Source organism: Micromonospora sp. LOL_015 (genome assembly GCF_048060275.1).
GTDB lineage: Bacteria > Actinomycetota > Actinomycetes > Mycobacteriales > Micromonosporaceae > Micromonospora_E.
The window spans coordinates 437,436-464,246 of record NZ_JBHMIO010000001.1; the positions used below are offsets into that span (position 1 = coordinate 437,436).

General features: G+C 70.6%; 26 protein-coding genes and 1 pseudogene. 10 read left to right on the plus strand and 17 right to left on the minus strand.

The features are described 5' to 3' along the window. Window positions 1-80: 80 nt before the first annotated feature. Window positions 81-506, minus strand: coding sequence for a DUF350 domain-containing protein (locus ACFHWU_RS01865; RefSeq protein WP_416551457.1), 426 nt, complete (start codon window positions 504-506; stop codon window positions 81-83). 76 nt (window positions 507-582) lie between these two features. Then, window positions 583-1,935, minus strand: a complete 1,353-nt coding sequence (gene glnA, locus ACFHWU_RS01870) for a type I glutamate--ammonia ligase (protein ID WP_123602782.1) — start codon at window positions 1,933-1,935, stop codon at window positions 583-585. Window positions 1,936-2,276: 341 nt separating this feature from the next. Here glnA and ACFHWU_RS01875 point away from each other — a divergent pair, with 341 nt between their 5' ends. Beyond that, window positions 2,277-4,088 carry an NAD+ synthase gene (locus ACFHWU_RS01875; protein WP_416589655.1) on the plus strand — a complete coding sequence of 604 codons (1,812 nt, stop codon included), beginning with the start codon at window positions 2,277-2,279 and terminating at the stop codon, window positions 4,086-4,088. 129 nt (window positions 4,089-4,217) lie between these two features. Next, entirely contained in the window at window positions 4,218-5,063 is an 846-nt protein-coding gene (panB, locus tag ACFHWU_RS01880; protein WP_416551453.1) for a 3-methyl-2-oxobutanoate hydroxymethyltransferase, read from the plus strand. 88 nt (window positions 5,064-5,151) lie between these two features. Here panB and npdG read toward each other — a convergent pair whose 3' ends face one another. The 4 genes from npdG to ACFHWU_RS01900 form a co-directional block, all read right to left on the minus strand. Then, window positions 5,152-5,847: an NADPH-dependent F420 reductase gene (npdG, locus tag ACFHWU_RS01885; RefSeq protein WP_416551451.1), complete on the minus strand. Its 696-nt coding sequence runs from the start codon at window positions 5,845-5,847 to the stop codon at window positions 5,152-5,154. A 320-nt stretch (window positions 5,848-6,167) separates the two neighbouring features. Then, entirely contained in the window at window positions 6,168-6,773 is a 606-nt protein-coding gene (locus ACFHWU_RS01890; protein WP_416567540.1) for a histone, read from the minus strand. A gap of 92 nt (window positions 6,774-6,865) precedes the next feature. Continuing rightward, on the minus strand, window positions 6,866-7,069 hold the full coding sequence (locus tag ACFHWU_RS01895; protein WP_123604862.1) for an SPOR domain-containing protein: 204 nt from the start codon (window positions 7,067-7,069) through the stop codon (window positions 6,866-6,868). Between the two features lie 228 nt (window positions 7,070-7,297). Beyond that, the gene (locus tag ACFHWU_RS01900) at window positions 7,298-8,056 is read right to left on the minus strand and encodes an HAD family hydrolase (protein WP_416551446.1); all 759 of its coding nucleotides are present in this window, start codon (window positions 8,054-8,056) and stop codon (window positions 7,298-7,300) included. Between the two features lie 154 nt (window positions 8,057-8,210). On the opposite strand from ACFHWU_RS01900, the gene ACFHWU_RS01905 reads away from it, so the two are divergent. Further along, window positions 8,211-9,251: a LacI family DNA-binding transcriptional regulator gene (locus ACFHWU_RS01905; protein WP_416567538.1), complete on the plus strand. Its 1,041-nt coding sequence runs from the start codon at window positions 8,211-8,213 to the stop codon at window positions 9,249-9,251. A gap of 42 nt (window positions 9,252-9,293) precedes the next feature. On the opposite strand, the gene ACFHWU_RS01910 is transcribed toward ACFHWU_RS01905, so the two are convergent. From ACFHWU_RS01910 to ACFHWU_RS01935, 6 genes are all read right to left on the minus strand, one after another. Next, entirely contained in the window at window positions 9,294-11,312 is a 2,019-nt protein-coding gene (locus ACFHWU_RS01910) for a beta-galactosidase (RefSeq protein ID WP_416589656.1), read from the minus strand. Window positions 11,313-11,388: 76 nt separating this feature from the next. After that, window positions 11,389-12,723 (minus strand): ABC transporter substrate-binding protein, encoded by a 1,335-nt coding sequence (locus ACFHWU_RS01915; RefSeq protein ID WP_416589657.1) that lies wholly within the window; start codon window positions 12,721-12,723, stop codon window positions 11,389-11,391. Between the two features lie 25 nt (window positions 12,724-12,748). Continuing rightward, window positions 12,749-13,618, minus strand: coding sequence for a carbohydrate ABC transporter permease (locus ACFHWU_RS01920; RefSeq protein ID WP_416589658.1), 870 nt, complete (start codon window positions 13,616-13,618; stop codon window positions 12,749-12,751). Further along, on the minus strand, window positions 13,615-14,517 hold the full coding sequence (locus ACFHWU_RS01925; RefSeq protein WP_416551436.1) for a carbohydrate ABC transporter permease: 903 nt from the start codon (window positions 14,515-14,517) through the stop codon (window positions 13,615-13,617). Before ACFHWU_RS01925 ends, ACFHWU_RS01920 begins: the two co-directional genes overlap by 4 nt. 67 nt (window positions 14,518-14,584) lie before the next feature. Then, a complete protein-coding gene (locus ACFHWU_RS01930; protein ID WP_416589659.1) occupies window positions 14,585-15,133 on the minus strand; it encodes a hypothetical protein in 549 nt (182 codons plus the stop codon). Next, the gene (locus ACFHWU_RS01935; RefSeq protein ID WP_416589660.1) at window positions 15,084-16,397 is read right to left on the minus strand and encodes an NB-ARC domain-containing protein; all 1,314 of its coding nucleotides are present in this window, start codon (window positions 16,395-16,397) and stop codon (window positions 15,084-15,086) included. The genes ACFHWU_RS01930 and ACFHWU_RS01935 overlap by 50 nt, the downstream gene beginning before the upstream one ends. A gap of 166 nt (window positions 16,398-16,563) precedes the next feature. On the opposite strand from ACFHWU_RS01935, the gene ACFHWU_RS01940 reads away from it, so the two are divergent. Then, window positions 16,564-18,594, plus strand: a complete 2,031-nt coding sequence (locus tag ACFHWU_RS01940; protein ID WP_416589661.1) for a heavy metal translocating P-type ATPase — start codon at window positions 16,564-16,566, stop codon at window positions 18,592-18,594. Window positions 18,595-18,772: 178 nt separating this feature from the next. On the opposite strand, the gene ACFHWU_RS01945 is transcribed toward ACFHWU_RS01940, so the two are convergent. Continuing rightward, window positions 18,773-19,021 carry a hypothetical protein gene (locus ACFHWU_RS01945; RefSeq protein ID WP_416551431.1) on the minus strand — a complete coding sequence of 83 codons (249 nt, stop codon included), beginning with the start codon at window positions 19,019-19,021 and terminating at the stop codon, window positions 18,773-18,775. Beyond that, window positions 18,993-19,385, minus strand: coding sequence for a DivIVA domain-containing protein (locus ACFHWU_RS01950; RefSeq protein WP_416551430.1), 393 nt, complete (start codon window positions 19,383-19,385; stop codon window positions 18,993-18,995). The genes ACFHWU_RS01945 and ACFHWU_RS01950 overlap by 29 nt, the downstream gene beginning before the upstream one ends. A gap of 369 nt (window positions 19,386-19,754) precedes the next feature. On the opposite strand from ACFHWU_RS01950, the gene ACFHWU_RS01955 reads away from it, so the two are divergent. From ACFHWU_RS01955 to ACFHWU_RS01965, 3 genes are all read left to right on the plus strand, one after another. Beyond that, window positions 19,755-20,609 carry a helix-turn-helix domain-containing protein gene (locus ACFHWU_RS01955; RefSeq protein WP_416551429.1) on the plus strand — a complete coding sequence of 285 codons (855 nt, stop codon included), beginning with the start codon at window positions 19,755-19,757 and terminating at the stop codon, window positions 20,607-20,609. An 18-nt stretch (window positions 20,610-20,627) separates the two neighbouring features. Continuing rightward, window positions 20,628-20,825: a DUF397 domain-containing protein gene (locus ACFHWU_RS01960; RefSeq protein ID WP_416551428.1), complete on the plus strand. Its 198-nt coding sequence runs from the start codon at window positions 20,628-20,630 to the stop codon at window positions 20,823-20,825. A gap of 146 nt (window positions 20,826-20,971) precedes the next feature. Next, on the plus strand, window positions 20,972-21,688 hold the full coding sequence (locus ACFHWU_RS01965) for an HAD family hydrolase (RefSeq protein WP_416551427.1): 717 nt from the start codon (window positions 20,972-20,974) through the stop codon (window positions 21,686-21,688). On the opposite strand, the gene ACFHWU_RS01970 is transcribed toward ACFHWU_RS01965, so the two are convergent. After that, window positions 21,639-22,079 carry a GNAT family N-acetyltransferase gene (locus ACFHWU_RS01970; protein ID WP_416551426.1) on the minus strand — a complete coding sequence of 147 codons (441 nt, stop codon included), beginning with the start codon at window positions 22,077-22,079 and terminating at the stop codon, window positions 21,639-21,641. The two genes, ACFHWU_RS01965 and ACFHWU_RS01970, sit on opposite strands and share 50 nt — an antisense overlap. Before the next feature lie 152 nt (window positions 22,080-22,231). On the opposite strand from ACFHWU_RS01970, the gene ACFHWU_RS01975 reads away from it, so the two are divergent. Then, window positions 22,232-23,032 (plus strand): alpha/beta hydrolase, encoded by an 801-nt coding sequence (locus ACFHWU_RS01975; RefSeq protein WP_416551425.1) that lies wholly within the window; start codon window positions 22,232-22,234, stop codon window positions 23,030-23,032. A 36-nt stretch (window positions 23,033-23,068) separates the two neighbouring features. Here the strand turns inward: ACFHWU_RS01975 and ACFHWU_RS01980 are convergent, their stop codons facing one another. After that, window positions 23,069-23,557 (minus strand): NUDIX domain-containing protein, encoded by a 489-nt coding sequence (locus tag ACFHWU_RS01980; protein ID WP_416551424.1) that lies wholly within the window; start codon window positions 23,555-23,557, stop codon window positions 23,069-23,071. Window positions 23,558-23,768: 211 nt separating this feature from the next. On the opposite strand from ACFHWU_RS01980, the pseudogene ACFHWU_RS01985 reads away from it, so the two are divergent. Together ACFHWU_RS01985 and ACFHWU_RS01990 are read left to right on the plus strand one after the other, a co-directional pair. Next, window positions 23,769-24,117: pseudogene (locus tag ACFHWU_RS01985) on the plus strand (iron chaperone). Window positions 24,118-24,306: 189 nt separating this feature from the next. Further along, the gene (locus tag ACFHWU_RS01990; RefSeq protein ID WP_416589662.1) at window positions 24,307-25,011 is read left to right on the plus strand and encodes an alpha/beta hydrolase; all 705 of its coding nucleotides are present in this window, start codon (window positions 24,307-24,309) and stop codon (window positions 25,009-25,011) included. 218 nt (window positions 25,012-25,229) lie between these two features. Here ACFHWU_RS01990 and ACFHWU_RS01995 read toward each other — a convergent pair whose 3' ends face one another. Beyond that, on the minus strand, window positions 25,230-26,660 hold the full coding sequence (locus ACFHWU_RS01995; RefSeq protein ID WP_416567531.1) for a cellulose binding domain-containing protein: 1,431 nt from the start codon (window positions 26,658-26,660) through the stop codon (window positions 25,230-25,232). Between the last annotated feature and the right edge of the window lie 151 nt (window positions 26,661-26,811).

A 26,811-nucleotide genomic window follows, 5' to 3' on the forward strand; every position in this document is an offset into this window, starting at 1 on the left:
CGGAACGCCCCTCGCGGGGTTGCTCCGGCGCCAGGATCGTCTTCGCGCCGGCCGGCAGCGGCCGGGGACGACGAGCCGGCTCAGGCGATGCAGGCGCAGACGATCAGGGCGGCGCCGAAGTGCGTCGCGGCGCTGACCCGGGCGGCGGGGTGCGGCTCGTCGGAGCAGATCACCGCGCCGAGCCGGCCGGGGGTCAGCCAGTCGAGCACGGCGAAGGCCAACGCCATGATGCCGAGCCCGATCAGTCCGAAGAGGATCGTCGAGGCGAGCCCTTTGGTGAACGACGGGTAGCTCGTCAGGATCGCGGTGAAGACGATGCCGGCGACGCCGAGCTGGTTGGCGGCGAGCAGCAACGCCGCGTTGCCGTTGCGATGCACCCAGATCAGCTCGCGCAACTTCCCAGGGGTGAGCCAGTCGACCACCACGAAGCCGGCCGCCATCAGAGCAACGCCGACCGCTCCGAAGACGATGCTCTGCCAAGCTCCGGTGAGCAGATCCTCCAGCACGCACGTTCCTCCCGATCGAGTCGCCGCGGGGGCGGCGAGTGTCGGGAGGGACGATAGCGTGGCGGCGCCAGCCCGCTCAGAGCGCGCCGAGGTAGCGGCGACGCTCGTACGGGGTGACCTCGCGGCGGTACTGCTCCCACTCGGAGCGCTTGTTGCGCAGGAAGAAGTCGAAGACGTGCTCGCCGAGCACCTCGGCGATCAGCTCCGAGCTGGCCATCACCTCGATCGCCTCGGAGAGGTTCTCCGGCAGCGACTCGTACCCCATCGCCTTGCGCTCGGCGGCGGACAGCGCCGACACGTCGTCCTCGGAGCCGGGCGGCAGCTCGTAGCCCTCCTCGATGCCCTTGAGACCGGCACCGAGCATCACCGCGAAGGCCAGGTACGGGTTGGTCGCCGAGTCCAGCGAGCGGACCTCGACCCGGGCCGAGTTCGGCTTGCCGTACGCGGGAACCCGCACCAGCGCGGACCGGTTCAGGTGCCCCCAGCACACGTACGCCGGGGACTCGGTGATCCGGTCCGGCAGCGCCTGCGGGAACAGCCGCTTGTAGGAGTTGACCCACTGGTTGGTGACCGCGGTGTACTCGCGGGCGTGCACCAGCAGTCCGGCGATGAACGCCTTGGCGACCTTGGAGATCTTCATCGGGTCGCCGGCGTCGTGGAACGCGTTGCGCTCGCCCTCGAACAGCGACAGGTGGGTGTGCATCCCGCTGCCCGGCTGGTCGGTGAAGGGCTTGGGCATGAAGGTCGCCGCGACGCCGTGCGACAGGGCGACCTCCTTGACCACGTGGCGGAAGGTCATGATGTTGTCGGCGGTGGTCAGCGCGTCGGCGTAGCGCAGGTCGATCTCCTGCTGGCCGGGGGCGACCTCGTGGTGGCTGAACTCGACCGAGATGCCGATCCGTTCCAGGGCGAGCACCGCCTGGCGGCGGAAGTCGCGGGCAACCGCGTGGGTGGTGTGGTCGAAGTAGCCGCCGGAGTCGACCGGCACCGGGGTGGACCCGTCAGCCGGGCTGTTCTCCAGCAGGAAGAACTCGATCTCGGGATGGGTGTAGAAGGTGAAGCCCTTGTCGGCGGCCCGGGACAACGCCCGGCGCAGCACGTGCCGGGGATCGGCCCAGGACGGCGTACCGTCGGGCAGCAGGATGTCACAGAACATCCGGGCGCTCTCGCCGCTGACGCCGCCCTCGAACGGGAAAACCTGAAAGGTCGTGGGATCCGGCATGGCGACCATGTCGGACTCGAAGACCCGGGCGAACCCTTCGATGGCGGAGCCATCGAAGCCGATGCCTTCTTCGAATGCCGCCTCAAGCTCAGCCGGCGCGACCGAGACGCTCTTGAGCGTGCCGAGCACGTCGGTGAACCACAACCGAACGAAACGGATGTCGCGCTCTTCCAGAGTACGGAGCACGAACTCCTGCTGACGGTCCACGTCTACCCCTCGTGACACTGGTCTGCCCGGACCGGTTCCATTCTCCGCGCTGCTGCCCTCCAGCGCAGGACCAGGTGCTGTCGGCTCCCACCTGAGCTGCCCAGTCTTTACCGACCTCGTTACACCGACGTTACGGGACCGCTCCGGTCGCGCACCTGGCGGGGCCAGCCGACAATCCACGCCATTCCGGCGCTTTTCTATTGGCCACCACGAAAGGGATATTAGACCACGATCACCGGGGCACGCCGGAGCATGTCCGCACAGTCACCTGACCGGTCCCCCGTAGCGAGGCGTCGGCGACCGGCGGGTTGGTCGGGGTCGCGCTGGGGGAAGATAGCGACATGCCGACGCTGCGCATCGCCCTCGCCCAGGTCAACCCCACCGTTGGCGATCTACCGGGCAACGCCCGGCTGGTCCGCGACTTCACCCGTACGGCGGTGGACGCCGGCGGGCAACTGGTCGTGTTCCCGGAGATGATGCTCACCGGTTACCCGGTGGAGGACCTGGTGTTCCGGGAGTCGTTCGTCGCCGCCGCCCGGTCCGGCGTCCGGCAACTCGCCGCCGACCTGGCCGCCGACGGGTTCGGCGACGTACCTGTGCTGGTCGGCTACCTCGACGCCGACGGGCCGGCCGCGATCAGCGCCGAGGCCGACCCGGGCCGGGGCCCGCGCAACGCCCTCGCCGTGTTACACGGCGGCACCGTGGCGGCCACCTACTTCAAACACCACCTGCCCAACTACGGTGTCTTCGACGAGGACCGCTACTTCGTGCCGGGCATCGCGTTGACCGTCGTGCGCGTCTGCGGGGTCGACGTGGCGTTGACCATCTGCGAGGACCTGTGGCAGGCCGGCGGGCCGTTCACCGCCGCCCGCCGCGCCGGCGTCGGCCTGGTCGTCACGGTCAACGGGTCGCCGTACGAGTTGGACAAGGACGACGCCCGGCTGCCGTTGGTGCAGCGGCGGGCCGCCGAGGCCGGCGCCACCGTGGCGTACGTCAACCTGGTCGGCGGCCAGGACGAACTGGTCTTCGACGGCGACTCGATGATCGTCGCCGCGGACGGCACGCTGCTGGCCCGCGCGCCGCAGTTCGTCGAGCATCTGCTGCTGCACGACCTGACGCTGCCGGCCGCGGACGCCCCGGCGCAGGACCCCGCCGCGACCCCGGAGACCGCCGACGCGACGGCCACCCCGGAGACCCCGGACGGCCCGGACCGGATGAGCATCGACCGGGTGGTGGTCGGTGACCGGCCGGCCGACCCGACGGGCGGGCCGGTCAGCGGCGGGGTCGCCGAGCCGCTGCCGACCGAGGCGGAGATCTGGTCGGCACTGGTGCTCGGGCTGCGCGACTACGTCCGCAAGAACGGCTTCTCCTCGGTGGTGCTGGGGTTGTCCGGCGGGATCGACTCGGCGGTGGTGGCCGCGATCGCGGTGGACGCGCTCGGCCCGGACCGGGTCGTCGGCGTCTCGCTGCCCAGTCAGTTCTCCTCCGAACACTCCCGGGCCGACGCCGCCGAGCTGGCCAAACGGACCGGCCTGGACTACCGGATCGAGCCGATCCAACCGATGGTGGACCCGTTCCTGGCCAACATCTCGCTCTCCGGGCTGGCCGTGGAGAACCTGCAGGCCCGGGTACGCGGGGTGATCCTGATGGCGCTGTCCAACCAGGAGGGCCATCTGGTGCTGACCACCGGCAACAAGAGCGAATTGGCGGTTGGCTACTCCACCCTGTACGGCGACTCGGTCGGCGGCTTCAACCCGATCAAGGACGTCTGGAAGTCGCTGGTGTGGACGCTGGCCCGGTGGCGCAACGACGACGCCGTCCGGCGGGGCGACGAGCCGCCGATCCCGGAGAACTCGATCGCCAAGCCACCGAGCGCGGAGCTGCGTCCCGGTCAGCTCGACACCGACTCGCTGCCCGACTACGCGCTCCTCGACGGGGTGCTCACCGGCTACATCGACGGCGATGCCGGCCGCGACGACCTGGTCGCCGCCGGGCACGATCCGGAACTGGTCGACCGGGTGCTGCGGATGGTGGACCTGGCGGAGTACAAGCGGCGACAGTCGGCGCCCGGCACCAAGATATCGATCAAGGCGTTCGGTCGTGATCGACGGCTGCCGATCACCAACCGGTGGCGGGAGCCCGGCGACGGATGAGACCCCCGGGTGACCGGGTGAGGTGTGAATTCCTGCACTGAAGCCTCTCCGCGCCGGTGCCACCGGTGGCACCATCGGGACGTACCCCGGGGACCGCGACCGCGGCCACGAGGGTGAGAGGAGACGACGATGTCCCGATCCACGCCAGCCGAGGCCGTCGCACTGTACGGCGGACCGGTCAGCCGCCGGGTCCGCACCCGAGACCTGATCGCCGCCAAGGAACGCGGCGAACGGTGGGCCATGCTCACCTCGTACGACCAGTACACCGCCGCGATCTTCGACCAGGCCGGCATACCGGTGCTGCTGGTCGGTGACTCCGCGGCGAACAACGTGTTCGGCCACGAGACCACCGTGCCGGTCACCGTCGACGAACTACTGCCGCTGGTCCGGGCCGTGGTCCGGGCCACCCGGGGCGCGCTGGTCGTCGGTGACCTGCCGTTCGGCTCCTACGAGGAGGGGCCGACGCAGGCGCTGCGCACCGCCGTACGGTTCATGAAGGAAGGCGGCTGCGGCGCGGTCAAACTCGAGGGCGGCCGCCGGGTCGCCGACCAGATCGCCGCGCTGACCGGGGCCGGCATCCCGGTGATGGCGCACGTCGGCTTCACTCCGCAGCGGGAGCACACCATCGGCGGCTACCGGGTGCAGGGCCGTGGCGACGCCGCCGACGAGGTGATCGCCGACGCCCACGCGGTCGCCGAGGCCGGCGCGTTCGCCGTGGTGCTGGAGATGGTGCCGGGGGTGGTCGCCAAGCGGATCACCCACGACCTGCCGGTGCCGACGGTCGGCATCGGCGCCGGCCCGGAGACCGATGCGCAGGTGCTGGTCTGGCAGGACATGTCCGGCTTGCGGTCCGGCCCGACCCAACGGTTCGTGAAGACCTACGCCGACCTCGCCGGGGTGCTCGCCGACGCGACCCGCCGGTACGCCGACGACGTCCGTGACGGCCGGTTCCCGACCGCCGCGCACACCTTCTGACCGACCGCCGTCACCGTCCGGTCCGGTCGCAACGGGATTCGTCCGGGTCCCGGGGCGGATCCGCCGATCGCCCGGGATCCGGCGGATCTCACAGATCGGTGACCCGTACCCCGGAATGCGCCTTGTACCGGCGGTTGATGGCGATCAGGTTGGCGGTGAACGCCTCGATCTGGTGAGCGTTGCGCAGCCGGCCGGCGTAGATCCCCCGCATGTCCGGGATCCGGGCGGCGAGCGCGGCGACGACCCCCGCCGCCTCCCGGTCCTCGGCGCAGATCAGTACGTCCAGGTCGATCCGCTCGATTCTCGGGTCGGCCAGCAACGGCGCGCTCAGGTGGTTGAAGGCGGCGCAGACCCGTGAGTCGGGCAGCAGCGCCGCGGCTTGCTGCGCGGCGCTGCCCTGCGCCACCGGCAACGGGTACGGGCCCTGCTTGTCGAAGCCGAGCGGGTTCACGCAGTCGACCACGATCTTGCCGGCGAGCGGGTCGCGCAGTGCGGCGACGGTCGCCTCGTGACCCTCCCACGGCACCGCGATGATCACCAGGTCGGACCCGCCGGCCACCTCGTCGTTGCCGTCGCCGCTGATCACCCCGGCCGCGACCCCGGGCAACGCGGCGATCTCCTTGGCCGCGGCGACAGCCCGGGTGCCGTCGCGGGACCCGATGCGGACCGGCTGGCCGGCGCGGGCGAGCCGGTACGCCAGGCCCCGTCCCTGGTCGCCGGTGCCACCGATGATGCCGACCGTCAGGCCGGAGACGTCGGGCAGTGTGCTGGCGTCATATCCCATCCGCTCATCCTCACCCACCGGACGGCCGCACGGGACCGGACCGTGACGTCGACCACCCCGGACCAGGCCGGTCACCTGGTCTGACATGCGTCAACGGCCGTCGACGGCATCGACCGGCCCGGGCTCGTACCGGTCGGCCAGCCGCCGCAACGGCGCGGTGACGTGGGCGTACAAGGCACCGACCGCGCCGTGGCCGGCGGCCACCAGACACCCAGGGCACGGACCATTCCTAGCAGCCGGCCGCCACGTGACGCGTCGGTGGTACGGCGGCGGCCGGCCGGACACGGTGTGCAGATACGGTGGCCGGTATGCCCCCCGGGTCAGCGGCCGGCCTTGCGGGCGGTCTGGGTCCCGGCCTTCTTGGTGGTCTTCTTCGCGGTCTTGCGGGTGGCCGCCGCCTTCTTGGCGGTGCCCCGCTGGGCGGGGGTGGCGTTCCTCGGTGAGGTGGCCCGCTGCACCCGGCCCGCGGTGCGTTTCGTCGCGGCGGCGACCTTCTTCCCGGCCCGGCCGGTGGTGCCCTTGGCCGGCGTGGACCTGGTCGCGGTCGTCGTCGCCGTGGCTTTCGTGGCCGTGCTCCTGCCTGCGGTCGCGGTCTTCTTCGCCGGACTGGTCTTCCTCGCTGGACTGGCCTTGCGAGCGGTGGCCGTCGCCTTCTTGGCTGGACTGGTCTTGCGCGCCGTGGCCGTCGTCCTGCGCGCCGCCGGGCTGGTCTTCTTGGCCGCTGCCTTCTTCGCCGTCGGGCTGGTCTTGCTCGCCGTCGGGCTGGTCTTCTTCGTAGCGGGCTTCTTCGCCGCCGTCGCGGATGCCTTCCGCGCGGACGTCTTCTTCGCCGCCGGACTCGTCTTGCGCGCCGCTGTCTTCGTGGTGCCGGTGCTCGACGCCCGCCGGGCGGCGGGACGGGTCGCGGCTTTGGTGCCAGCAACCATGGCTTTCTCCTCCTTGCGGACTTTCAATGGATTTGCCCCCTATGGAGACAATGGAGTCTCCGGTCCCCGACCCAGGTACGGCCGGACCGGGCCTAGCCCTGCTCCCCGGTCCAGCGGGCGTCCTCGGTCTCCCACTCCTCGTTGCGTTCCGACACCCGCTGCAGCGCCTGCTCAGCTTCGGCCTTCGAGGTGTAGGGACCGAGCCGGTACTTGGCGGCACACAGGTCCGCCCCGGACTCCACGCGCTGATGACGAAGGCACCAGAAGTACTCGCCACCAGGTCCGCTGTCGCTCATGAGAACACTGTGCACGGAAAAACGGCAAAGCGCTACCGTTTCGCCCAAAATGTCGCCGCTTCTCCATAATAGACGTGCGCCATTGCGGCCGGCTCCCATGCCGGCAATTGACAGCTCGATACGAAAGGCCGGCAACGCCCCGAGCCAAGGCGAGTCGAGTCGAGTCGAGTCGAGTCGAGTCCATCCTGGGCGGAGCGGACCGGGTGCCGTCGCGGAAACAGAGCCAGGTCAACCGGTCGCGAACGCGGTCTCGATCAGCCGCCGCAGCCCGTGGCCGTCATCGACGGTCACGTCCGGCACCCCGCCGGGCTGGCCACGTTCCCGACCGGTGCGGGCCGAGACCATCAGCACCGCCGCACCGGCTCCGGCCCGCCGGGCGCACGGGACGTCCCGGGCCGGGCTGTCCCCGACGAACCAGCAGTCCGCCACCGGCACGTCGAGTGCCCGCGCGGCGAGCCAGGCGACTTCAGGGTTGGGTTTACGCACCCCGGCCTCGTCGCTGTAGATCTGCACAGCGAACCGGTCGCCGAGATCCACCGAGTCGAGATAGTCGCGGTGCGCCGCGCCGCACAACGTGTTGCTGACGATCGCCAGCGGCAGGCCGGCGGCAGCGGCGGCGTCCAACGCCGCACGGATGCCGGGGCGTACCGCCCAGTCCGCGCGCCGGGTCCACGCGTAGCTCAACGCGGTCGCCTCGCGCAGCACCGCGTCGCGGGCCGGGGCCGGCCAGCCGGGTGTGATGAACTCCCGCCAGACCTGTTCGTGGCCGTACTCCCGGGGGCGGTCCTGCTCGCCGATCCGGTCCCGCCAGGCGGCGTACTCACGTTGCCCGTCGACCAGCGACCGGGTGATCCGTTCGGCGGACAACGCGTCGCCGACGAGCGCACGAAGCCGGTCGACCAGGTGGGTCGGCTGCGGTGAGATCGAGGGGGCGTCGACGAGGACACCGCCGAAATCGAGCAAGAGGGCGCGAGGGGTGGGCAACATCCGACCATCATCCCGGCGGGCGGGCTCACCGGCGACTCCGGGATCCCGCCATGTTTACGCAAACACGGCGAGCACTGCTAGTGTCAGCGCGGCTACCGGCGTACCCCCGACACCGGGCGTCGCCGACGCCGGGAGAGGAAGGTGTCGACGCCCGATGAGTTCGACTGCAGCCGACCCGCCGGGACGTCGCCGACGCCGGGTGTCGATGGCCGACGTGGCCCGGCTGGCCGGGGTCTCCACCCAGACCGTCTCCCGGGTGTCCACCGGGCACCCAGGTGTCATCCCCAGCACCCGCGAGCAGGTCGTCGCCGCGATGCAGCAGCTCGGCTACCGGCCCAACAGCGCCGCCCGGGCACTCAAGTACGGCGAGTTCCGCACCATCGGCGTGATCACCTTCACCCTGTCCACCACCGGCAACAGCAACACCGTGGAGGCGATCGCCACCCACGCCGCAGCCGAGGGTTACGTGATCACGCTGATCCCGGTCGCCGCTCCCACCCAGGACCGGGTGCTCGGCGCCTTCACCCGGCTCGGCGAACTCGCGGTCGACGCGGTCATCGTGATCATGGAGGTGCACCTGCTCGACACCAGCACCGTGCTGCTGCCTCCCGACGTGCATCTCGTCGTGGTCGACTCGGATGCCGGTGACCGCTACCGGGTGATCGACACCAACCAGGCCGACGGTGCCCGGCAGGCCGTCCGGCACCTGCTCGACCTCGGCCACCGTACGGTGTGGCATGTCGCCGGACCGCCGGAGTCGTACGCCGCAGAGCGGCGAGCGACCGCCTGGCGTACCACCTTGTCGCAGGCCGGCCGGGAGGTGCCGGCGCTGCGCCGCGGCGACTGGTCGGCCGAGGCCGGCTACCGGGCCGGCCTCGAACTGGCCGACGAACCGGACTGCACCGCGATCTTCGTCGCCAACGACCAGATGGCGCTCGGGGTGCTGCGGGCCATGCACGAACGCGGCCGGGTGGTGCCGCGTGACGTCAGCGTGGTTGGCTTCGACGACATCGCCGAGGCCGGGTCGTTCATCCCGCCGCTGGCCACCGTCCATCAGGACTTCGCCGAGGTCGGCCGGCGCTGCGTCGAGGCGGTGCTGCACCAGGTCCGCACCGGCACCGCACAGACCGGCACCACCCTGGTGCCGACCCGCCTGGTGGTCCGGTCCAGTACCGCCCCGCCGCCGGCACGCTGACCCAGCGGTGCCGACGGCGCGCTGACCGGATCCCACGTCCGGTCAGTGCGCCGTCGGCACCGCCCGTACCGCGACCCCCCGGGGCGGCAGCGTCTCGGCCGGCCCGACCAGCGGTACGCCCGCCACGTCGGCCAACGACACCGGCTCGTCGGTCCGGTTGATCAGGAACCAGTGCTCGCCCCGGACGGCCAACTCGACCCTGCCCCGCAACCGCTCCGGCAGGTCGCTGGTCACCCCGGCCGCCGTCGCGAAGCTGGCCAGTACACCGGCCAGATCGGACACTCCGAGCCGGGTGGAGACGTAGCCGGCTGAACCGGCACCGACCGTACGGCGGGTGACCGCCGGCCGGCCGGCGTACTCGCCGGTGCGGTACGCCGCCAGCACCTCGACCTGCGGATCGGTCACCGTGACGCGGTCGGTCCACAGCTGCCCGGTCGCGCCGGTGTCCAGCAGCACCTCGGCGCCGTCGGGCAGCGGGCCGAACTCCTCGATCCGGATTCCGAGCAGGTCCCGCAGCGCCCCCGGGTACCCGCCGAGCCAGATGTGGTCGTGCTCGTCGACGATCCCGGAGAAGTAGGTGGTCACCAGGTGGCCGCCGGCGGCGACGTGACCGCGCAGCCGGCCGGCGAGCGCCGCCGGCACCAGATGCAGGATCGGGGCGACCACCAGGCGGTACCCGGAAAAATCGGCGGCGACCGGCAGCACGTCGGCCCGGATGCCGAGCGCGAGGAACGCCGAGTACCAGTCGAGCGCCTCCTGCTTGTAGCGCAGCCGCGACGTCGGATGGGAGTCCTGCTCGCAGGCCCACCACGACTCCCAGTCGAACAGGATCGCCGCTGGTGCCGGGGTGCGCCCGGTGCCGGCGACACCGGCCAGGTCGGACAGCGTACGGCCGAGCGCGGCGACCGAGCGGAACAGGTCGCTGTCGGCCCCGGCATGCGGCAGCATCGCCGAGTGGTACTTCTCCGCACCGGCCGCCGACTGGCGCCACTGGAAGAAGCAGACCGCGTCGGCGCCGTGCGCCACATGGGTCAACGAGTCCCGGGCCAGCTCACCGGCGCGTTTGGGCAGGTTGACCGGCTGCCAGTTGACGGCACTGGTGGAGTGCTCCATCAGGAACCAGGGCCGTCCGCCGGCCAGGTTGCCGGTCAGGTTCGCCGAGAAGGACAGTTCGTCGAGGGCCTGCGGTCCCGGGTGCACGTAGTGGTCATTGGCGACGAAATCGACCTCACTCGCCCAGTCGGCGTAGTTCATCCCGGACGACTCCCCCATCACCATGAAGTTGGTGGTGACCGGCACGCCCGGGGTGACCTCGCGCAGGATGTCGCGTTCGGCGCGCAGGTGCGCGCGCAGCGCGTCGGAGGAGAACCGTTTGAAGTCCAGCTGCTGGGTCGGATTCGGGTAGGAGGCGGCCTGTCGGGGCGGCAGGATCTGGGCGAAGTCGGTGTAGCGCTGCGACCAGAACGCCGTGCCCCAGGCGTGGTTGAGCGTGTCGATGTCGCCGTAGCGGTCCCGCAGCCAGGTCCGGAACGCGGCGGCGGCGTCGTCGGAGAAGTCGTAGACGTTGTGGCAGCCGAGCTCGTTGGAGACGTGCCAGGCAGCCAACGCCGGATGGTCACGGTAGCGCTCGGCGATCGCCCGGACCAGGCGCAACGCGTACGCCCGGAAGATCGGTGAGGTGGGCCGCCAGTGTTGCCGGGCACCCGGCCAGACGGTGGCGCCGTGCCGGTCGACCGGCAGGATCTGCGGGTGGGCGGCGGTCAGCCACGGCGGCGGCGAAGCGGTCGCGGTGGCCAGGTCGACGGCGATGCCGTTGGCGTGCAGCAGGTCCATGATGTCGTCGAGCCAGGCGAAGTCGAACTCGTCCGGGCCGGGCTGCAGCCGGGCCCAGGAGAAGATGGCCAGCGAGACGATGTTCACCCCGGCGGCGCGCATGGCCGCCACATCGTCGTCCCAGACCGACCGGGGCCACTGTTCGGGGTTGTAGTCGGCACCGTAGCCGATCCGGGGGCCGCCGTTGCCCGGCCAGCGCAGCCAGCGGTAGTCGACGCCGAATGCCACGTACTTCTCCTCGATGGTCGGGGTGGTAGCGCCACGGGCCCGGCACCGCCGTCGCGGCGGTGCCGGGCCGGGTTCTTCAGCTGACGGTGAAGCCCTGGTCGGTGCCGTAGCTGACGCAGGTGTCCCGCCAGGCGTCGAGCGCCTCGGTCAGCGGGGTGTCCGACACGTACGCCTGCCCGACGGTGTCGTTGAACACGCTGTTGGCGTACACCTGGAACGGCAGGTAGGACCAGCCGTCGACGACGCCGCCGGCCGACTGGGCGAAGATCTCGTTGGCCCGCTGCCCGCCGAAGTACGCGAACTCGGTGCCGAGGAACTCCGGCGACCGCAGCTGAGCGGTGGTGGCCGGGAAGGCGCCGCCGTCGACGCGGATCTGCACCCCGTCGCCGGCGTTGGCGTACTCGATGAACCCGTACGCGAGGGCCTTGTTCGCCGCCGCCGACGGCACGGCCAGCGAGCTGCCGCCGTTCTCGGCGCTGGCGGTGCCGCCGGCCTCCCACTGCGGCAGCGGGGCGACCCGCCACTTCCCCGCGCCGTCGGCGACGCCGGAGATCAGGTTGGCCGGCATCCAGGCGCCGGTGGCGAGGCTGGCGATGGTCCCGTCGGCCAGCCCCTGGTACCACTGGTCGCTCCACGAGCTGACCGGGGCGAGCAGGTCCTCACTGATCAGCTGCTGCCAGGTGTCGGCGAACCGGGACGAGCCGTCGTCGGTGAAGTCGATGCGCACCTCGGTGCCGTCGACCTGGAACGGCTGGCCGCCGGACTGCCAGATCAGGCTGGTGGTGAAGCCGGCGTCGCCGACGTCGTTGGTGATGTACACCTGCGGGTCGGCCCGGTGCAGTTCGCGGGCGGCGTCGACGTACTCCGCCCAGGTGGCCGGCACGTCGATGCCGTGCTTGTCGAAGACCTCCTGGTTGTAGAACAGCGCCATCGGGCCGGAGTCCATCGGCAAACCGTGGACGCCGCCGCCGGTGTTCACCGACGACCAGGGTCCGGGGGTGAAGGTGCCGGCCAGGTCGCCGGCCCCGTAGTCGGTGAGGTCGGTGACCGACCCGGCGAGGGCGAACTGCGGCAGCGCGTAGTACTCGATCTGGGCGACGTCGGGCAGCCCGTCGCCGGCGGCGATCGCGTTCTGCAGGGCGGTGTACTGGTCGTCGCCGGTGCCGGCGTTGACCAGTTCCACCGTGACGTTCGGGTAGGCGGCCTGGAATCCGGTGACGACCTCGGCGAGGGTCGGTTCCCAGGCCCAGACGGTCAACTCGCCGCCGGCCTCCAGAGCGGCCCGCACGTCGGCGGCGGAGACCTGCTCGTCACCGGCGGAGTCGGTCGGGTCGTCGCCGGAGCCGCAGCCGGCCAGCGCCAGGGTGGCCGCTGCGGCGACCGCGACCGCCCGCACAGTGGTGCCGTTCATGGGGTGTCCCTTCGGTGATGGGTGGTCACTCCTTGACGCCGCCGGCGGCCAGCCCCGACTGCCAGTAGCGCTGCAGGAGCAGGAAGGCCGCCAGCAGCGGCAGGATGGTCAGCAGCGACCCGGTGATGACCAGGTGGAACACCGGCTGGCCGCCGACGGTGGCGGCCTGGGCGTTCCAGGCGTCCAGGCCGAGGGTCAGCGGATACCAGTCCGGGTCCTTCAGCATGATCAGCGGCAGGAAGTAGTTGTTCCAGGTGGCGACCATGCTGAACAGCAGCACCGTGACGATGCCGGGTGCCAGCAGCGGCAGGCAGATCTGGAACAGGGTGCGCAGCTCGCTCGCCCCGTCACACCGCGCCGCCTCCAGCAGTTCGTCGGGGATCGCCTCGGCGGCGAAGACCCACATCAGATAGAGCCCGAACGGTGTGATCAGCGACGGGATGATCACCGCCCACGGGGTGTTGGTCAGGCCGAGGCGGCTGAACATCAAAAAGGTCGGCACGGCCAGCGCGGTGCCGGGCACGGCAACCGCGCCGATAACGATCGCGAAGACCGCCCGGCGGCCGACGAAGTCGAACTTGGCCAGGCCGTACCCACCGAGGGTCGCGAGCAGGGTGGCGCCGCCGGCACCGGCGAGCACGTACAACAGGGTGTTGGCCAGCCAGCGGAGGAAGATCCCGTCGTCGTAGCGCAACGTCTCGACGACGTTGTCCCACAGCGCGAAGTCGTCGGCGAACCACAGCCCGAACGAGGAGAACAGACCCGGCTGCGACTTGGTGGCGTTGACCAGCAGCCAGAGCAGCGGGACGAGGCTGTAGACGAGGACGATCCCGGTCAGCGCGGTCAGGGTCAGACTGCGGCCGGGCCGACGCACCCGAGTGAGGCCGGGCGTCATCGACCGTCCTCCCGGATGCCGCGCAACTGGACGAGGTACGCGATCGCCATGGTCACCAGGCCCATCACGATGGCGACGGTGGCCGAGTAGTTGTACTGCTGCCCCGAGAACGACAGCGAGTACGCGTACAGGTTGGGGGTGAAGTAGGTAGTGATGGCGTTGGGTGCCAGGTGCTGCAGGATGCTCGGTTCGTTGAACAGCTGGAAGCTGCCGATGATGGAGAAGATGGTGGCGATGACCAGCGCCCCCCGGATGGCCGGCAGTTTGATGGCGCGGATGACCCGCAGCTGACCGGCACCGTCGACCTCGGCCGCCTCGTACAGCGATGTCGGCACCACGCGCAGCGCCGAATAGAAGATGACCATGTTGTAGCCGACGAACTCCCAGGTGACGATGTTGCCGATGGACAGCAGCACCAGGTCGGGGCGCAGCGGGTCGGGCAGCGTCACGCCGAGCGTGTCGTTGATGTTGCCGACCAGCCCGAACCGGGTGCCGTACATGAAGCCCCACATCAGGGTGGCGACGACGGCCGGGACCGCGTACGGCAGGAAGATCGCGACCCGGAAGAAGCTCCTGCCGTACAGCCGACCGCTGTCGATGGCCAGCGCCACCAGCAGTGCGAGGAACAGCATGATCGGCACCTGGACGGCGAGGAAGACGGCCACCCGGCCGAGCGCCGACCAGAACTGGGGGTCGGTCAGCGCCCGCTGGTAGTTGTCCAGCCCGACGAAGGAGTTGCCGCCGATCAGTTGCCGTCGGTAGAGGCTGAGGTGGATCGCGTAGCCGATCGGTGCGATGAAGACGAGCGCGAAGACCAGCATGAACGGCGCGACGAACTGCCAGCCGGCCAGCGAGCGCCGGCGCGGCAGCCAGCGGGGTCGCGCCGGCGGAATGGTCATCACGCCCAACCTTCGGTTGCTGAGGGGCCGAGGAGTCGAGGGACCGATGTTTGCGCAAACATCGACCTTAGCCAGGTGATGTTAGCGCAAACATCGGGGTTCGATGTTTGCACCAGCCCGACGCCGCGTCAACCCCGTCGCGCGTCACCGGCACGCCGGCCGGACCGACCAATTCAGCCGGTTCAGCCGACTCGTCCGGATCACCGAGATGCTGGTACGCGTACCCCGGGCTGTGCCAGGTGGTTGCCTGCCCGGGTCCGTCCCCGAACTCCCGCAGCAGGCGCAACGCCCGACCGCACCAGTCCAGCGTCTCGGCGTACTCGCCGAGCTGGGCGTGCTGCCAGCCGACCACGTTGAGCGCCTTGCCCTCCCCCCGTCGGTCACCGGCCGCCGCGTAGAACTCGTACGCCGTCCGCCCGTGCGCCAACGCCTCGCGATGACGTCCCTGCCGCTCCCGCAGCAACGACAGGCTCAACTGCAAGGCGGACCGCTGCAGGACGGTCAACGCCGACCAGTGCCCGCGTCGGTCCAGATAGGTGTACGTCACCTGAGTGAGATGCAGCGCTTCAGACCTCAGCCCGGCGGCGACGGCCGCGTCGAACACCGCTTCCAGCACGATGTGCTCGGCGGCGAACCAGGTCAGCGCCGCCTGGCTGTCCGTCGGCAGCTCGGCGACGACACCGGGGCAAGCCGGAACGGGCACCGTCGGCGCCGGGGCCGACACGGTAGGACCGGGGTGAGTACCGAGCAGCCGGAACAGCTGCGCCGCCGACGGACTCAGCGCCTGGTAGGACCAGGAGAAGACGGCGCCCGAGCTGCGGGTCGTCCGGTGCCAGCGCGTCGAGGCGGTGCCGGGCGACCCGCAGCTCGGTGGCGAGCGCCGCCAACGGCATCTGCGGTGCGATGACGGCACGCGCCGCGACCACCGCCAACGCCAACGGCAGACCGGCGCACCGGGCGACGATCTCGTCCACCGCCATCGGCTCGGCGGCGCACCGCCGCTGGCCGACCCGCCGCCGCAGCAGTTCCGCCGCATCCGACGGGTGCAGCAGGTCGAGGGTCAACGGCTGGGCGCCGTGCGCGGCGACCAGCCCGGTGAGCTGGTTCCGGCTGGTCATCACCACCAGGCACTGCGGCGAGCTGGGCAGCAGCAGCCGCACGTGAGCGCTGTCGCGGGCATTGTCCAGCACGATCAACAGCCGACGACCGGCCAACGTGGTGCGGTACAGGGCGGCCTGAGCGTCCGGGTCGAAACCGCGCAGGTTCAGGTAGAGCTGTCCATCGGGGAACCGGTCGGCGACCTGGTGCGCCCACTGCACGACGAGGGTCGTCTTGCCGACCCCGGCGGTGCCGCCGACCGCCACGATCCGGACCGTACCGGCCGGGGTGATCTGCCGCGCCGGGTCGGTGACCGGCGCGAGCCGGGCCAGCTGCGCCAACTCGGCACGGCGGCCGCTGAAGTGGCCCAGCGCCGGTGGCAGTTGCCGGGGCACCGGCCGGACGACCGGGTCGGCCGGCACGACGGCCGGGTCCGTCGTCGCCACGGTCGCCCGACGCTGCTCGTCGACCCGGTCCCGGGCGCTGGCCAGCACACCCCGCTCGACCGGGCTGGCTCCGAGCAGACCGACCAACACGTCGAACCGGTCCGTCGGCGGCAGCGTCTTCCCCGTCAGGTACTCCGCCACCGCCGTGTGTGACCAGCCGGCACGGGTGGCCAGCACCCGGTAGGACAGCACCCGCCGGCCCTCCCGACGAGCGTGCCGGCGCCGCAGCGCCCGTAGCAGCGCGGCGAGGTCGTCCACCGTCCGTGCCCCGGCGGCGTCGCGCACCAGCCGGTCCGGCGGCCGCGTGTCCACACCGTGCACCATCGCGAATCTCACGACCCTCACCGGTCAGACACCACTGTGGCGACCCGCCGTCCGACGAGCCGCTCCACAGCGGATGTTAGTCGATGTACGCCGATGTACGGAGATGAACGTGATCACTGTCCCGCCTCCGGTCGACGCCGCACCCTGGACACGTACCGCAGCACACCGGACAGAGAGGATGCCGACCGATGTACTGGTCCACGCGGGTTCGCGGGTAGCGAAGGCTGGCTACGGTCAGGCGGCGGGTGACCGGACGGGACCCCGGTCACCCGTGGTCGTTCCCGGCGTACCGCCCACCGCCGGGCCGCACGACCGGCAGACTGGCCTGGTGGACGACGAGCCGACCGCCGGAGGCGGGTCGCTGCGCTGGCGGACCTGGGCACCGCTGGCGGCGCTGACCGCCGTGGTGCTGACCGGTGGCGTGCTGCGGCTCGCCGGTGCCGGCCCCGCCGCCGACGGGGTGTGGGCGGCCGCCACGGTCGCCGCGCTGCTGCCGGCGCTGCGCTGGATGGGCCAGTCGCTGCGCCGGCGACGGATCGGCGTCGACGTCATCGCCGTGCTCGCCCTGGTCGGCGCGCTGCTGGCCGGCGAGTACCTGGCCGGCGCGGTGGTGGCGCTGATGCTGGCCAGCGGGCACACCCTGGAGACGTACGCGCAGCGACGGGCCAGCCGGGACCTGCAGGCACTCGTCGCGCACGCACCGCGTACCGCCCGGCGGCGGGCCGCAGACGGCACCGTCGCCGCCGTCGACGTGGGTGAGGTCGTCGCCGGGGACCGGCTGGTTGTCGGCCCCGGCGACGTGGTCCCGGTCGACGGCGTCGTCGAGGAGCCGGCCACCCTCGACGAGTCGGTGGTGACCGGCGAGTCGCGGCCGGTGGAGCGGGCCGCCGGGGAGCGCGTCGCCAGCGGAGTGGTCAACGCCGGGGTCGCGTTCGGGTTGCGGGCCGTCGAGACCGCGCAGGGCAGCACGTACGCCGGGATCGTCCGGCTGGCCACCGAGGCCGGTGCCGGCAAGGCGCCGACGGTACGGCTCGCCGACCGGTACGCCGCCGCGTTCGTCCCGTTCACCCTGGTGCTGGCCGGTGCCGGCTGGCTCGTCTCCGGTGAGTTCGTCCGGGCGGTCGCCGTGCTCGTCGTCGCCACCCCCTGCCCGCTGCTGCTGGCCACCCCGATCGCGATCGTCGCCGGGCTGTCCCGGGCGGCCCGCCGCGGCGTGCTGGTCCGCGACGGCGGCGCGCTGGAGCAGCTCGGCCGCGCCCGTACCCTGCTGGTCGACAAGACCGGGACGTTGACCACCGGCCGGCCGGAGACTACCGACGTGGTCACCGGCGACGGGGCCGACCCGGCCGACCTGCTGCGGCTGGCCGCCTCGGTGGAACAGCTCTCCCCGCACGTGCTGGCCGGTGCGGTGGTACGGGCCGCCGACAACCGGGGCCTGCGGCTGACCGCCCCGGCCGAGGTGACCGAGGATCCCGGCCGGGGCGTCCACGGCCGGGTCGACGGCCGTACGGTGCGGGTCGGCCAGCCGGACGGGCCGCTGCCGGACTGGGCGGTCCGGGTCCGGGACCGGGCCGAGGCCGACGGGCTGTCGGCGGTGTGGGTCGGCGTGGACGGCGTACCCGCCGGGGCGATCCTGCTGCGCGACCCGGTGCGGCCCGACGCCGCCGGCACGGTGCGGCGGCTGCGGCAAGCCGGGTTCACCCGGCTGGTCATGCTGACCGGCGACCGGCGGGAGGTGGCCGAGCGGGTCGCCGCGCAGGTCGAGGTGGACGACATCGTGGCGCGCTGCCCGCCGCAGGAGAAGACCGCCCGGGTACGCGACGAGTCGGCCCGCGCGGTGACGGTGATGGTCGGCGACGGGGTGAACGACGCCCCGGCGTTGGCCGCCGCTGACGTTGGCGTGGCGGTCGGCGGCACCGGGACCAGCGCCGCGGCCGGGGTCGCCGACGCGGTGCTCACCGGTGACCGGCTGGACCGGCTCGCCGACGCAGTCGACATCGCCCACCGGTCCCGGCGGATCGCGGTGCAGAGCGCCTCGGTCGGCATGGGCCTGGCGGTGGTGGCGATGGCGGTCGCCGCGTTCGGCCTGCTGCCGCCGGTGGCCGGCGCGTTCACTCAGGAGGGCATCGACGTCGCGGTGATCCTCAACGCGCTGCGCGCGCTGCGCCCCGGCCGCCGACCCGCCACGTCGTCACCCGGCATGCCATGACCCTGGTTCAGGCCGCCGACAGGTCCGACAGCGCCGTCATGTGCGGCACCTCGCCACGGTGTTGCCGAGCCTGCAGCACCAGGTTGGCCACGACGAGCGACGGGTCGACCTGCGGCAACTCGCCACGCTCGGCCTGGCACCGAACACCTTCCTGGGCGTCGTCGCCCCGGACCGGTGCTCACCGCTGCCGCCGGCAGAGTAGGCGCAGCCCGTCCCGCTGCACGAAGATCTCCCGCCGTTCGACGGCTGTACCGTCGCGGCCCAGCACGTAGCCGGTGAGCCACACCCAGTCGGCGTAGGTCCAGCGCTTGTCGACGACGGTGACCCGGAAGCGGAAGCCCCGGTCACCGGCGAACTGGACGCTGGCGGCGGCCCCGATCGCCAGCACGTCACCCGGCTCAGGCGCCGGGGTCGATGTCGAGTTCACCGACATACGGCAGCCGGGCCTGATCGTTCTGCCAGTCCCGCAACGCCTGCTTGAGCAGGGACAACTCTTCGACGAGTTGGGCGATACTCTGGTCGCGGCGACGCAGCTCGACGGCGACCTGGGCGACGTACGCCGCGACGTGCCGTGGGTCGAGGCCACGCCAGCGGGTGCGGAACCGCACCCGGGCGACCTGCTCGGCGGTCAGTGGCACCGGCGCGACGTCCCCCTCGTACGTCTCGCCGTTGACGCTGACCGCCGGCGGCCGGTGCCGGCCGGATGAGCTCGCGGATGCCCTGGTCACAGCGCTTCTCCCTCCGGCGGCGGCGGTCCGGGCCAGGTCGACCGCCCGCACCAGGGACACCATCTGACTTTCACCTTGAAGGCGAACAGTCCGGCCAGGAACCCCAGCAGGACCGCGCCGACCAACGCACCGACTTCCACGAGGACCTACCCCCTCTTCAGGTCGGGACGCCGGCCGGCCTCCTTGCCGCGACGCCGGCCGGCGCCCAGGTGGACGGGGATGTGCGAGGCGACGAGGCGGTACGCCGACTTCGGGTCTGCCGGCCCGGCTCTCGCAACCAGAGACAGATTGACATCTCTGTCGTACGGCTACAAGACTTCAGTGTAAGTTTTCTCCAGACGGCCGACTGGATGGAGTCAGGTCTTGAAAGTTGCGGTAATCAAGGGAAGACTGCCTACCGGCAGGTCCGAAAAGGATCCGGAGGAGGTCTACATGTCACGAGCAAGCGGACCCACGATCGCCCGATGGCAGCTCGGCAGGCAGCTCAAGGCCGCCCGCGAGGCGGCCGGCATCACCCAGATCGCCATCGCCGAGGTGCTCGCCTGCAGCGAGTCGAAGATCTACAAGATCGAGGCCGGTGACGTCGGCGTCGGCCGTGGCGACCTGATCGTCATGCTCGACCGCTACGGTGTCACCGACGAAGATCGCCGCACCACCATCTTCGACCTGCAGAAGCAGGGCAAGCAGCGCGGCTGGTGGTCCAAGTACGGCACCATCCCGATGAACTACAGCATGTACGTCGGTCTCGAAGGCGCCGCCCGCGAGGTGCGCAACTTCGAGCTGGCCATCGTCCCCGGCCTGCTCCAGACCGAGGAGTACGCCCGAGCCGTCGTCGAAGCTGCCTGGCCGGACGATCTCGGCGAGGTGAATCGGCGGGTCGAGCTACGAATGGCGCGACAGGATCGCCTCACCGAGGACCCACCACTGAAGTTCTGGGCCATCGTGGACGAGGCTGCGCTACACCGACGTACGGGTGGCGACGCGGTGATGCGCCGCCAGCTCGACCACCTGACCGAAGTGAGCACCCGGCCGAACGTCATGCTGCAGGTGCTGCCGTTCAGCGAAGGCCATCATCCCGGCACCACCGGATCGTTCTCGATCCTGGACTTCGACGAGGACGTGCACAGCCCTGTCGCGTACGTGATCAGCCCAGCTGGAGACGTGTATCTGGAACGTCCCGAGGACATGAATCGGGTTACGCTTACCTACACCCACCTGCAGACGGCGGCGCTCAGCCCAGGCAAGTCCCGGGACCTGATCGCCGCGATCGCCAAGGACTTGGCGTAGACCAGAAGGAGGGGCGCGATGGACCTCACCCGCGCCGTGTGGATCAAGAGCAGCCGCAGCGACTCGAACAGCCAGTGCGTCGAGGTCGCCCGCAACCTGCCGGGAGTCGTCGCCACCCGCGACAGCAAGGACCCGACCGGCCCGGCGCTGACCTTCGCCCCCTCCGCCTGGACCGCCTTCACCACCGCGCTCAAGTCGTCCCAGCTCTCCGCGTAACCGCCAGCGGCGTGGATGTCTTTCACCACGTCGCTGGCGAAGTTGCGAACCAGAGGTAGCGGAACAGTGACCGCGTTGCGACTGCGTTGCGGTCACGCCAGCTGTTTCGACAGCAAGTTGACCGCCATCGCCCGCGAGCACGCCTCATGACCGCTGAACTCGCCGCCGTCATCGGCCGCGCCCGGTTCCTGCTGCTCGACTTCGACGGACCCGTCTGCAAGGTCTTCGCCAACCACCCCGCGCCCCAGGTCGCCGCCACCCTGCGCCGGCTGCTCGTCGACCAGGGCGTCACCGTCCCGCCCAACCTGCTCGATGAACCCGACCCGCTCGCCGTGCTGCGCTGGAGCGCCACCCTTGACCGGCCAACCATCGTGCGCCAAGTCGACGACGCCCTGCGCGCTGCCGAGTTGGACGCCGTCGCCGTGGCCGAACCCACCCCGTACGCCCAGGAAGTCATCGTGGCCGCCCATCGCGCCCGACGCGGCATCGCGATCGTCTCCAACAACAGCGCCGACGCCGTCAACCGGTACCTGATCGCGCGACAGCTGGACGTCTACATCCACCCCGTCATCGGCCGCCCGTACGCCGACCCCGCCGGCATGAAACCGAACCCGGCACCGGTGCTCGCCGCCATCGGTGAACTGCACGCCCACCCCGAGGAATGCGTACTCATCGGCGACTCACCCACCGACATCGAAGCTGCCCGGGCCGCCGGGGTACCCACGATCGGCTACGCCAACAAACCCCGCAAATACCACAGCCTCAGCGGATCAGACGCCATCATCGGCAGCATGGCCGAAGTCGTCGCCGCCCTCACCGACCGCCGGGTGCAAGGCGGTAGACCCGCGAGTCACGGAGACTGAAGCCGAGTCGTTCGTAGAGCCGGTTCGCGGCAGCACGAGACGGGCGCGACGTCAGGTCAACGGTCCGAGCGCCAGCCTCCCGAGCCAGCCTGACGGCCTCCTGAGTCAGCGCCGCGCCGACCCCGAGACCGCGCGCCACCTCGTCGACCACCACATCCTCGATCCACGCCCGTCTACCGGTCGGGATCGGAAACATCACCAGGGTCAGCGCGCCGACGATCTCGCCCTCGCGGCGAGCGATGAGCAAAGTACTTGCGTCCGACGCCACCAGCTCGTCCAGCGCCGTCAGGTCGAGCGGCTGGGCGGAACGGGACAGCTGTGGAAGGAGCCGTCCGAACGCTTTCACGACCTCGTCGGTGGCGACTCGGACGGCTTCGATCTCGACGCTCATGCTCGCGACTCTATCCACCGGATGCCCCACGCGAGGCGGCCCAGCGAGTTCGGTAAGTCAGCCAGGGTCACCACACTCTGATGACACCCTCGGGTTCGGCAGCGGGCGTGCCGGCCTACGCCGTCGTTGCCGACCGCCTCCTCATCGGGTAATTGGCTCGCCTCGTCGGCGGGAATGCCGGTGCAATCACTGCCATGCGCATCACCTCGGAGACCGTCGATGACGGCATCCGCGAGCAGCTCTTCAGCGTCGGAGACATCCCCGGGGTTCTCTGGACGCCCGCCGAGGGCTCCGGTCCCCGTCCGCTGGTCTTGATCGGGCACGGCGGCGGCCAGCACAAAAAGGGCTGGGAGGTCGTCTCCCGAGCCTTCCCCTACGTCACCTCCGGTGGCTTCGCGGTCGCCGCGATCGACGCGCCCGGTACTGGCGACAGGCCGGAGCACCCGGAAATCCGACGGCTTGTCGCGCTCATCGAGGAACGGGAGGCTGCGGGCGAGCCCTTCGGCCCGGCGTGGCCCGCCCTGAACGACACCGTGGCGGCGCAGCTCATACCCGACTGGCGGACCACGCTGGACGCGCTGCAGAACCTGGACTCCGTCGGCGACAGCCAGCCCGTCGGGTACTACGGCCTGTCCCAGGCCGGTGAGACGGGTATCCGCCTGGTCGCGGCCGAGCCTCGGATCACGGCTGCGGTCCTCGGCCTCGTTGGAAGCGAGTGGCTCACCGGCATCGCAGCGCGGATCACGATCCCGGTCGAGTTCCTGCTGCAGTGGGACGACGAAGGCAATCCACGGGACTCCGTCCTGAAGCTCTTCGACGCACTTGGCTCCGCAGAAAAGACGCTGCACGCCAACCCTGGCAGCCACTTCCGAGTCCCGTCGTTCGAAATCGAGAGCTCGATCCGGTTCTTCGCCCGGCACCTGGGTAGCTCTGGCACTGCAAGCAGTTCCTGACACCACCGAGCGATCACCGATCTGACTCTGCGCGCCCTACGGCCCCCCTACCCGATTGCCGCCCTCAAGGTAGGCAGTCCCGCTGTCCGTCGCCGCTTCCAGCGCGGCGGCGGCCCGCCGAGCCAGCAGCGGCGAGAGCCGCTGCTGCGCCTGCGGCAGGGTCGACCACGCCCAGTTCCGCAACTCCTGCGGCGGAAGCCGGATCGCGTCGGTCTGCGACGCCTCCAGGACGCCGCCGTCGTACACGAACATCACTCCTTCGGTACGGCCGGGGCGAGGCGGCACCCAGTCGACCACCAGCAGCCGGCCGGGAGTGACCGCCAGGCCAAGTTCTTCGGCCAGCTCACGGACCGCCGCGTCGTACGGCGACTCGTCGGCCTCCACCACGCCACCTGGCAGCTCCCAGTAGTCCTTGTACGTCGGCTCGACAAGCAGGATTCGTCCGTCATGGTCGCGCAGCAGCACAGCCGAGCCCATCCGCTTTCGCGGCAATGTCGCTGTGTAATCGTCAGACGGGGAGCTCACCACCGGAGGCTAACCGCCCGAATGTCCGGCTCGCGGCGTCTTCTGCCAGTCAGGACTCGTGGCGGCGGGCCGCCTGTGCCGATCAGGATTTGAGAAGCACCAGCCGTCGCAGCACGGCTAGCGTGACCCTCGGTCACACCCGACAACGATCAGGAGCGACACGACGGGCAAGGCAGACACGGAGGGTTTCTCCGAGGGCGAGCGCACCGCCATGAAGAAACGCGCCGCAGAGCTCAGGAGGGAGACAACCCGCAGTCGTGGTGGCAAGGCAGCCGCCGAGGAACTCGACGTGCTGTCGAAGATCGCCCAGATGGAACCGTCGGACCGCGCACTGGCCGAACGCATACACGCCATCGTCACCACCAACGCCCCCGAACTGTCCCCGAAGCTCTGGTACGGCCAGCCGGCGTACGCGAGGAAGGGCAAGGTCTTGTGCTTCTTCCGCTGCGGCCAACCTCGCCGACGACAGCGGCCTGTGGCCGACGTCCTTCGCCGTCGCCCAGCTCAGCGAGCAGGCCGCAGAGACCATCGCCGCCCTCGTCAAGAAGGCCGTGAGCTGACCTGCGGGTACGGCTTCGACCGACAGGTGAGCGCCGATAGCGGGGTGAGGTTACGGTACGCTCGCTGCGCCGTGCATGACTGCTGCCCGAGGAGGTGAGTCCGATCAACGCTGTGACAGGTCGGGACTCCCTCCCCCGCATGGTCTAGGGAGCGCCCGCACAAGGCACTCTCGAAAGGCGCGTACGCGCATGCACAACATCCAGGAAGAACACTTCGCCATCGACGGCGTACCCGCTGTGCTCTGGACCTCAGCCGGCAGCGGCACCGACCGCCCGCCGCTGATCGTCATCGGCCACGGCGGCGGCCAGCACAAGACCGCTCCCGGCGTCCTGCACCGTGCCCACCGCTTCGTGTCCAGCGGATTCGCGGCCGTCTGCGTGGACGTGCCGAACCACGGCGAGCGCCCGACCGACGAGCGCTACCAGGACATCGCCACCGAGATCCAGGCCGCTGCCAGCTCCGGCAGCGACCTGGCCGCGCTGCTCGGCGACTTCCACGCCCTGGTCGCCGAGCAGACCGTTCCGGAGTGGCAGGCCGTCCTCGACCGTCTCGGCGGCGGGCCGGTCGGCTACTGGGGGATCTCGCTGGGCTGCGGGCTCGGCGTACCGTTCGTCGCCGCCGAGCCGCGAGTGCGCGCGGCGGTCCTCGGCCTCGGCGGAGCAGCCGCCGCAGCCACGCTGGACGCTGCGGCCAGCATCACCGTGCCGGTCGAGTTTCTGATCCAGTGGGACGACGAACGGGTGCCCCGGGAGCAGAGCCTGGCCCTGTTCGACGCGTTCGGCTCGGCGGAGAAGACGCTGCACGCCAACCCGGGCCGGCACGCCGACCGGCTCCCGGAACACGAACTGGACAGCACAGTACGGTTCTTCACCCGCCACCTCATGCCGCACTGACCAGCACTGATCGAAGCTGGCATCCGTCCGGATCGGCTCGACCTCAGCAGACCCGGTTGCCGTTCTCGAGACGGCGGGTCCGGCATGCTTGCGCGAGCGCGGCACTCGATCAGCTGCTGCCCCGTACGGCTCCTGACGCAACGCGGACGAACAATCCGTGACCGGCGGAGCGCTGCTGGGCCAGGGCCTCGGGCCAAGGCACCTGGCCCAGCGGCACCTTACGGGCTGGAACAGGTCAGAGACGGCGAGGACGGTGAGCCGGAGCCGAGGAACCCGAAGGTCGCGGTCCCACCGGCCGGTAGTGTGCCGTTGTAGTCCACATTGCGTACCGTCACGCTGGAGCCGCTGGTGCTGAGGCTTCCGTTCCAGAGCTGGTTGATGTTCTGCCCGCTGCCGAGGGTCCAGCGGACGGTCCAGCCGTTGATCGCCGTGCTTCCTGCTCGTACGACCACCTCGCCCTGGAAGCCGCCGGGCCACGAGCTGACGGTCTGGTAGGAGGCGCTGCAGGCACCAGTGGCCGGTGGCGCGGTGGTAGGTGGTGGCGTGGTGGGCGGCGCCGTCGTCGGCGGCGCGGTCGTCGGTGGTGGCGTAGTGGGCGGCGGCGCCGTCGTCGGCGGCAGCGGCGTCCCGGACAGCCTCGGGCCCGCGCAGGCACTGACGATGCCGGGGACGTCGTTTGCGGCGTCGAGCGAGTAGCTGTACGGCGGGTTCGTGAACGGAGTGACGCCACTACCCTGGGCACCTGTGTGACGCCGACCGCTGGTGTTGTCGTAGACGTTTCCCCGCGCGGTGATGTACGTGGGGTTCGAGTCCTGGAACCGGTGCGGGTCCCGTATGTCCTTGAAGTAGTTGTTCTCCACGAGAACGGAGGCGTACGATCCGGTGCCGATGGCGTACGCGTTCCCGGGGGAATTGTAGTAGCTGTTGTAGACGTGGCCTTTGCCAAACAGCATTCGTGGTCCACGCTGGTCAACCAGATCAGCGAACCAGTTGTGGTGGTAGGTGGCGTTCAGCTTTCCGCTGTCGGTGTCGCCGTGGTTCGAGCCTCCACCCACCAGGCTGGCCAGCCTGTGCGAGTGGGAACTGTTGGTGTACCAGAACTTGACCCAGGACACCGTCATGTAGTCGACGCCTCGGGTTAGGTCCAGCAACCCGTCGCTGGCGTCCCACAGGTTCAGGTGGTCGAACCATAGGTGGTGGGCGTTGCGCGCGGCGATCGTGTCGGCCGGGCTGCTGCCCTGGCCGCCACCCTGCACGTTCAAGTTGCGGATGATGATGTTGCTACCGCCGTTGATGTTGATGCCGCCACGGATCGTCGCGTTCGCGTCTGCGCCGATCAGGGTCTTGTTGCTGCCGACCTCCACGGCCGCCGACCCAGTGCTGATCGTGCCGGAGATCCGCAGGACGCGTGGGGTCGAGTCGTTGGCGTACCGCCGTAGATCGCTAAGCGATGTGACCGTCTGCGGGGCGGCGTTGCCGCCGCCGGTCGTCGTGGCGACACCGTTCGCCGACACTGACGCCCAGCCGAACAGCCGGTCATCGCAACTTGCCAACATTGATGCCGCTGGCTCGTCGGCCGCAGCCTGGACAGCGGCAGCCGACATGCCGGACACGGCGAGTGCCCCGACAGCGGCGAGGGTGACAGCCACACCAAGCACGGTTGTTGTACCTGGTGAACGTCCTGTTGTGAAAACGCTGGTCCCAACGTTCTTCACGAAGTGCCTCCTGATTTCTCCTGCGGTGGACGCGGCCAGAAGTCAGCGGAATCCGACTCAGATGAGCCCAGTTCCCGGGCTACGC

Bases quoted from the DNA above. Each gene is read 5' to 3' on its own strand.
- ACFHWU_RS01920 (WP_416589658.1), bottom strand. From the start codon at position 13,618: ATGACGCCCGGCCTCACTCGGGTGCGTCGGCCCGGCCGCAGTCTGACC.
- ACFHWU_RS01875 (WP_416589655.1), top strand. From the start codon at position 2,277: ATGCCGACGCTGCGCATCGCCCTCGCCCAGGTCAACCCCACCGTTGGC.
- ACFHWU_RS01915 (WP_416589657.1), bottom strand. From the start codon at position 12,723: ATGAACGGCACCACTGTGCGGGCGGTCGCGGTCGCCGCAGCGGCCACC.
- ACFHWU_RS01895 (WP_123604862.1), bottom strand. From the start codon at position 7,069: ATGAGCGACAGCGGACCTGGTGGCGAGTACTTCTGGTGCCTTCGTCAT.
- ACFHWU_RS01890 (WP_416567540.1), bottom strand. From the start codon at position 6,773: ATGGTTGCTGGCACCAAAGCCGCGACCCGTCCCGCCGCCCGGCGGGCG.
- ACFHWU_RS01960 (WP_416551428.1), top strand. From the start codon at position 20,628: ATGGACCTCACCCGCGCCGTGTGGATCAAGAGCAGCCGCAGCGACTCG.
- ACFHWU_RS01990 (WP_416589662.1), top strand. From the start codon at position 24,307: ATGCACAACATCCAGGAAGAACACTTCGCCATCGACGGCGTACCCGCT.
- ACFHWU_RS01925 (WP_416551436.1), bottom strand. From the start codon at position 14,517: ATGACCATTCCGCCGGCGCGACCCCGCTGGCTGCCGCGCCGGCGCTCG.
- ACFHWU_RS01950 (WP_416551430.1), bottom strand. From the start codon at position 19,385: ATGGTGTCCCTGGTGCGGGCGGTCGACCTGGCCCGGACCGCCGCCGCC.
- panB (WP_416551453.1), top strand. From the start codon at position 4,218: ATGTCCCGATCCACGCCAGCCGAGGCCGTCGCACTGTACGGCGGACCG.
- ACFHWU_RS01900 (WP_416551446.1), bottom strand. From the start codon at position 8,056: ATGTTGCCCACCCCTCGCGCCCTCTTGCTCGATTTCGGCGGTGTCCTC.
- npdG (WP_416551451.1), bottom strand. From the start codon at position 5,847: ATGGGATATGACGCCAGCACACTGCCCGACGTCTCCGGCCTGACGGTC.
- ACFHWU_RS01970 (WP_416551426.1), bottom strand. From the start codon at position 22,079: ATGAGCGTCGAGATCGAAGCCGTCCGAGTCGCCACCGACGAGGTCGTG.
- ACFHWU_RS01905 (WP_416567538.1), top strand. From the start codon at position 8,211: ATGAGTTCGACTGCAGCCGACCCGCCGGGACGTCGCCGACGCCGGGTG.
- ACFHWU_RS01940 (WP_416589661.1), top strand. From the start codon at position 16,564: ATGCCGACCGATGTACTGGTCCACGCGGGTTCGCGGGTAGCGAAGGCT.
- ACFHWU_RS01955 (WP_416551429.1), top strand. From the start codon at position 19,755: ATGTCACGAGCAAGCGGACCCACGATCGCCCGATGGCAGCTCGGCAGG.
- ACFHWU_RS01965 (WP_416551427.1), top strand. From the start codon at position 20,972: ATGACCGCTGAACTCGCCGCCGTCATCGGCCGCGCCCGGTTCCTGCTG.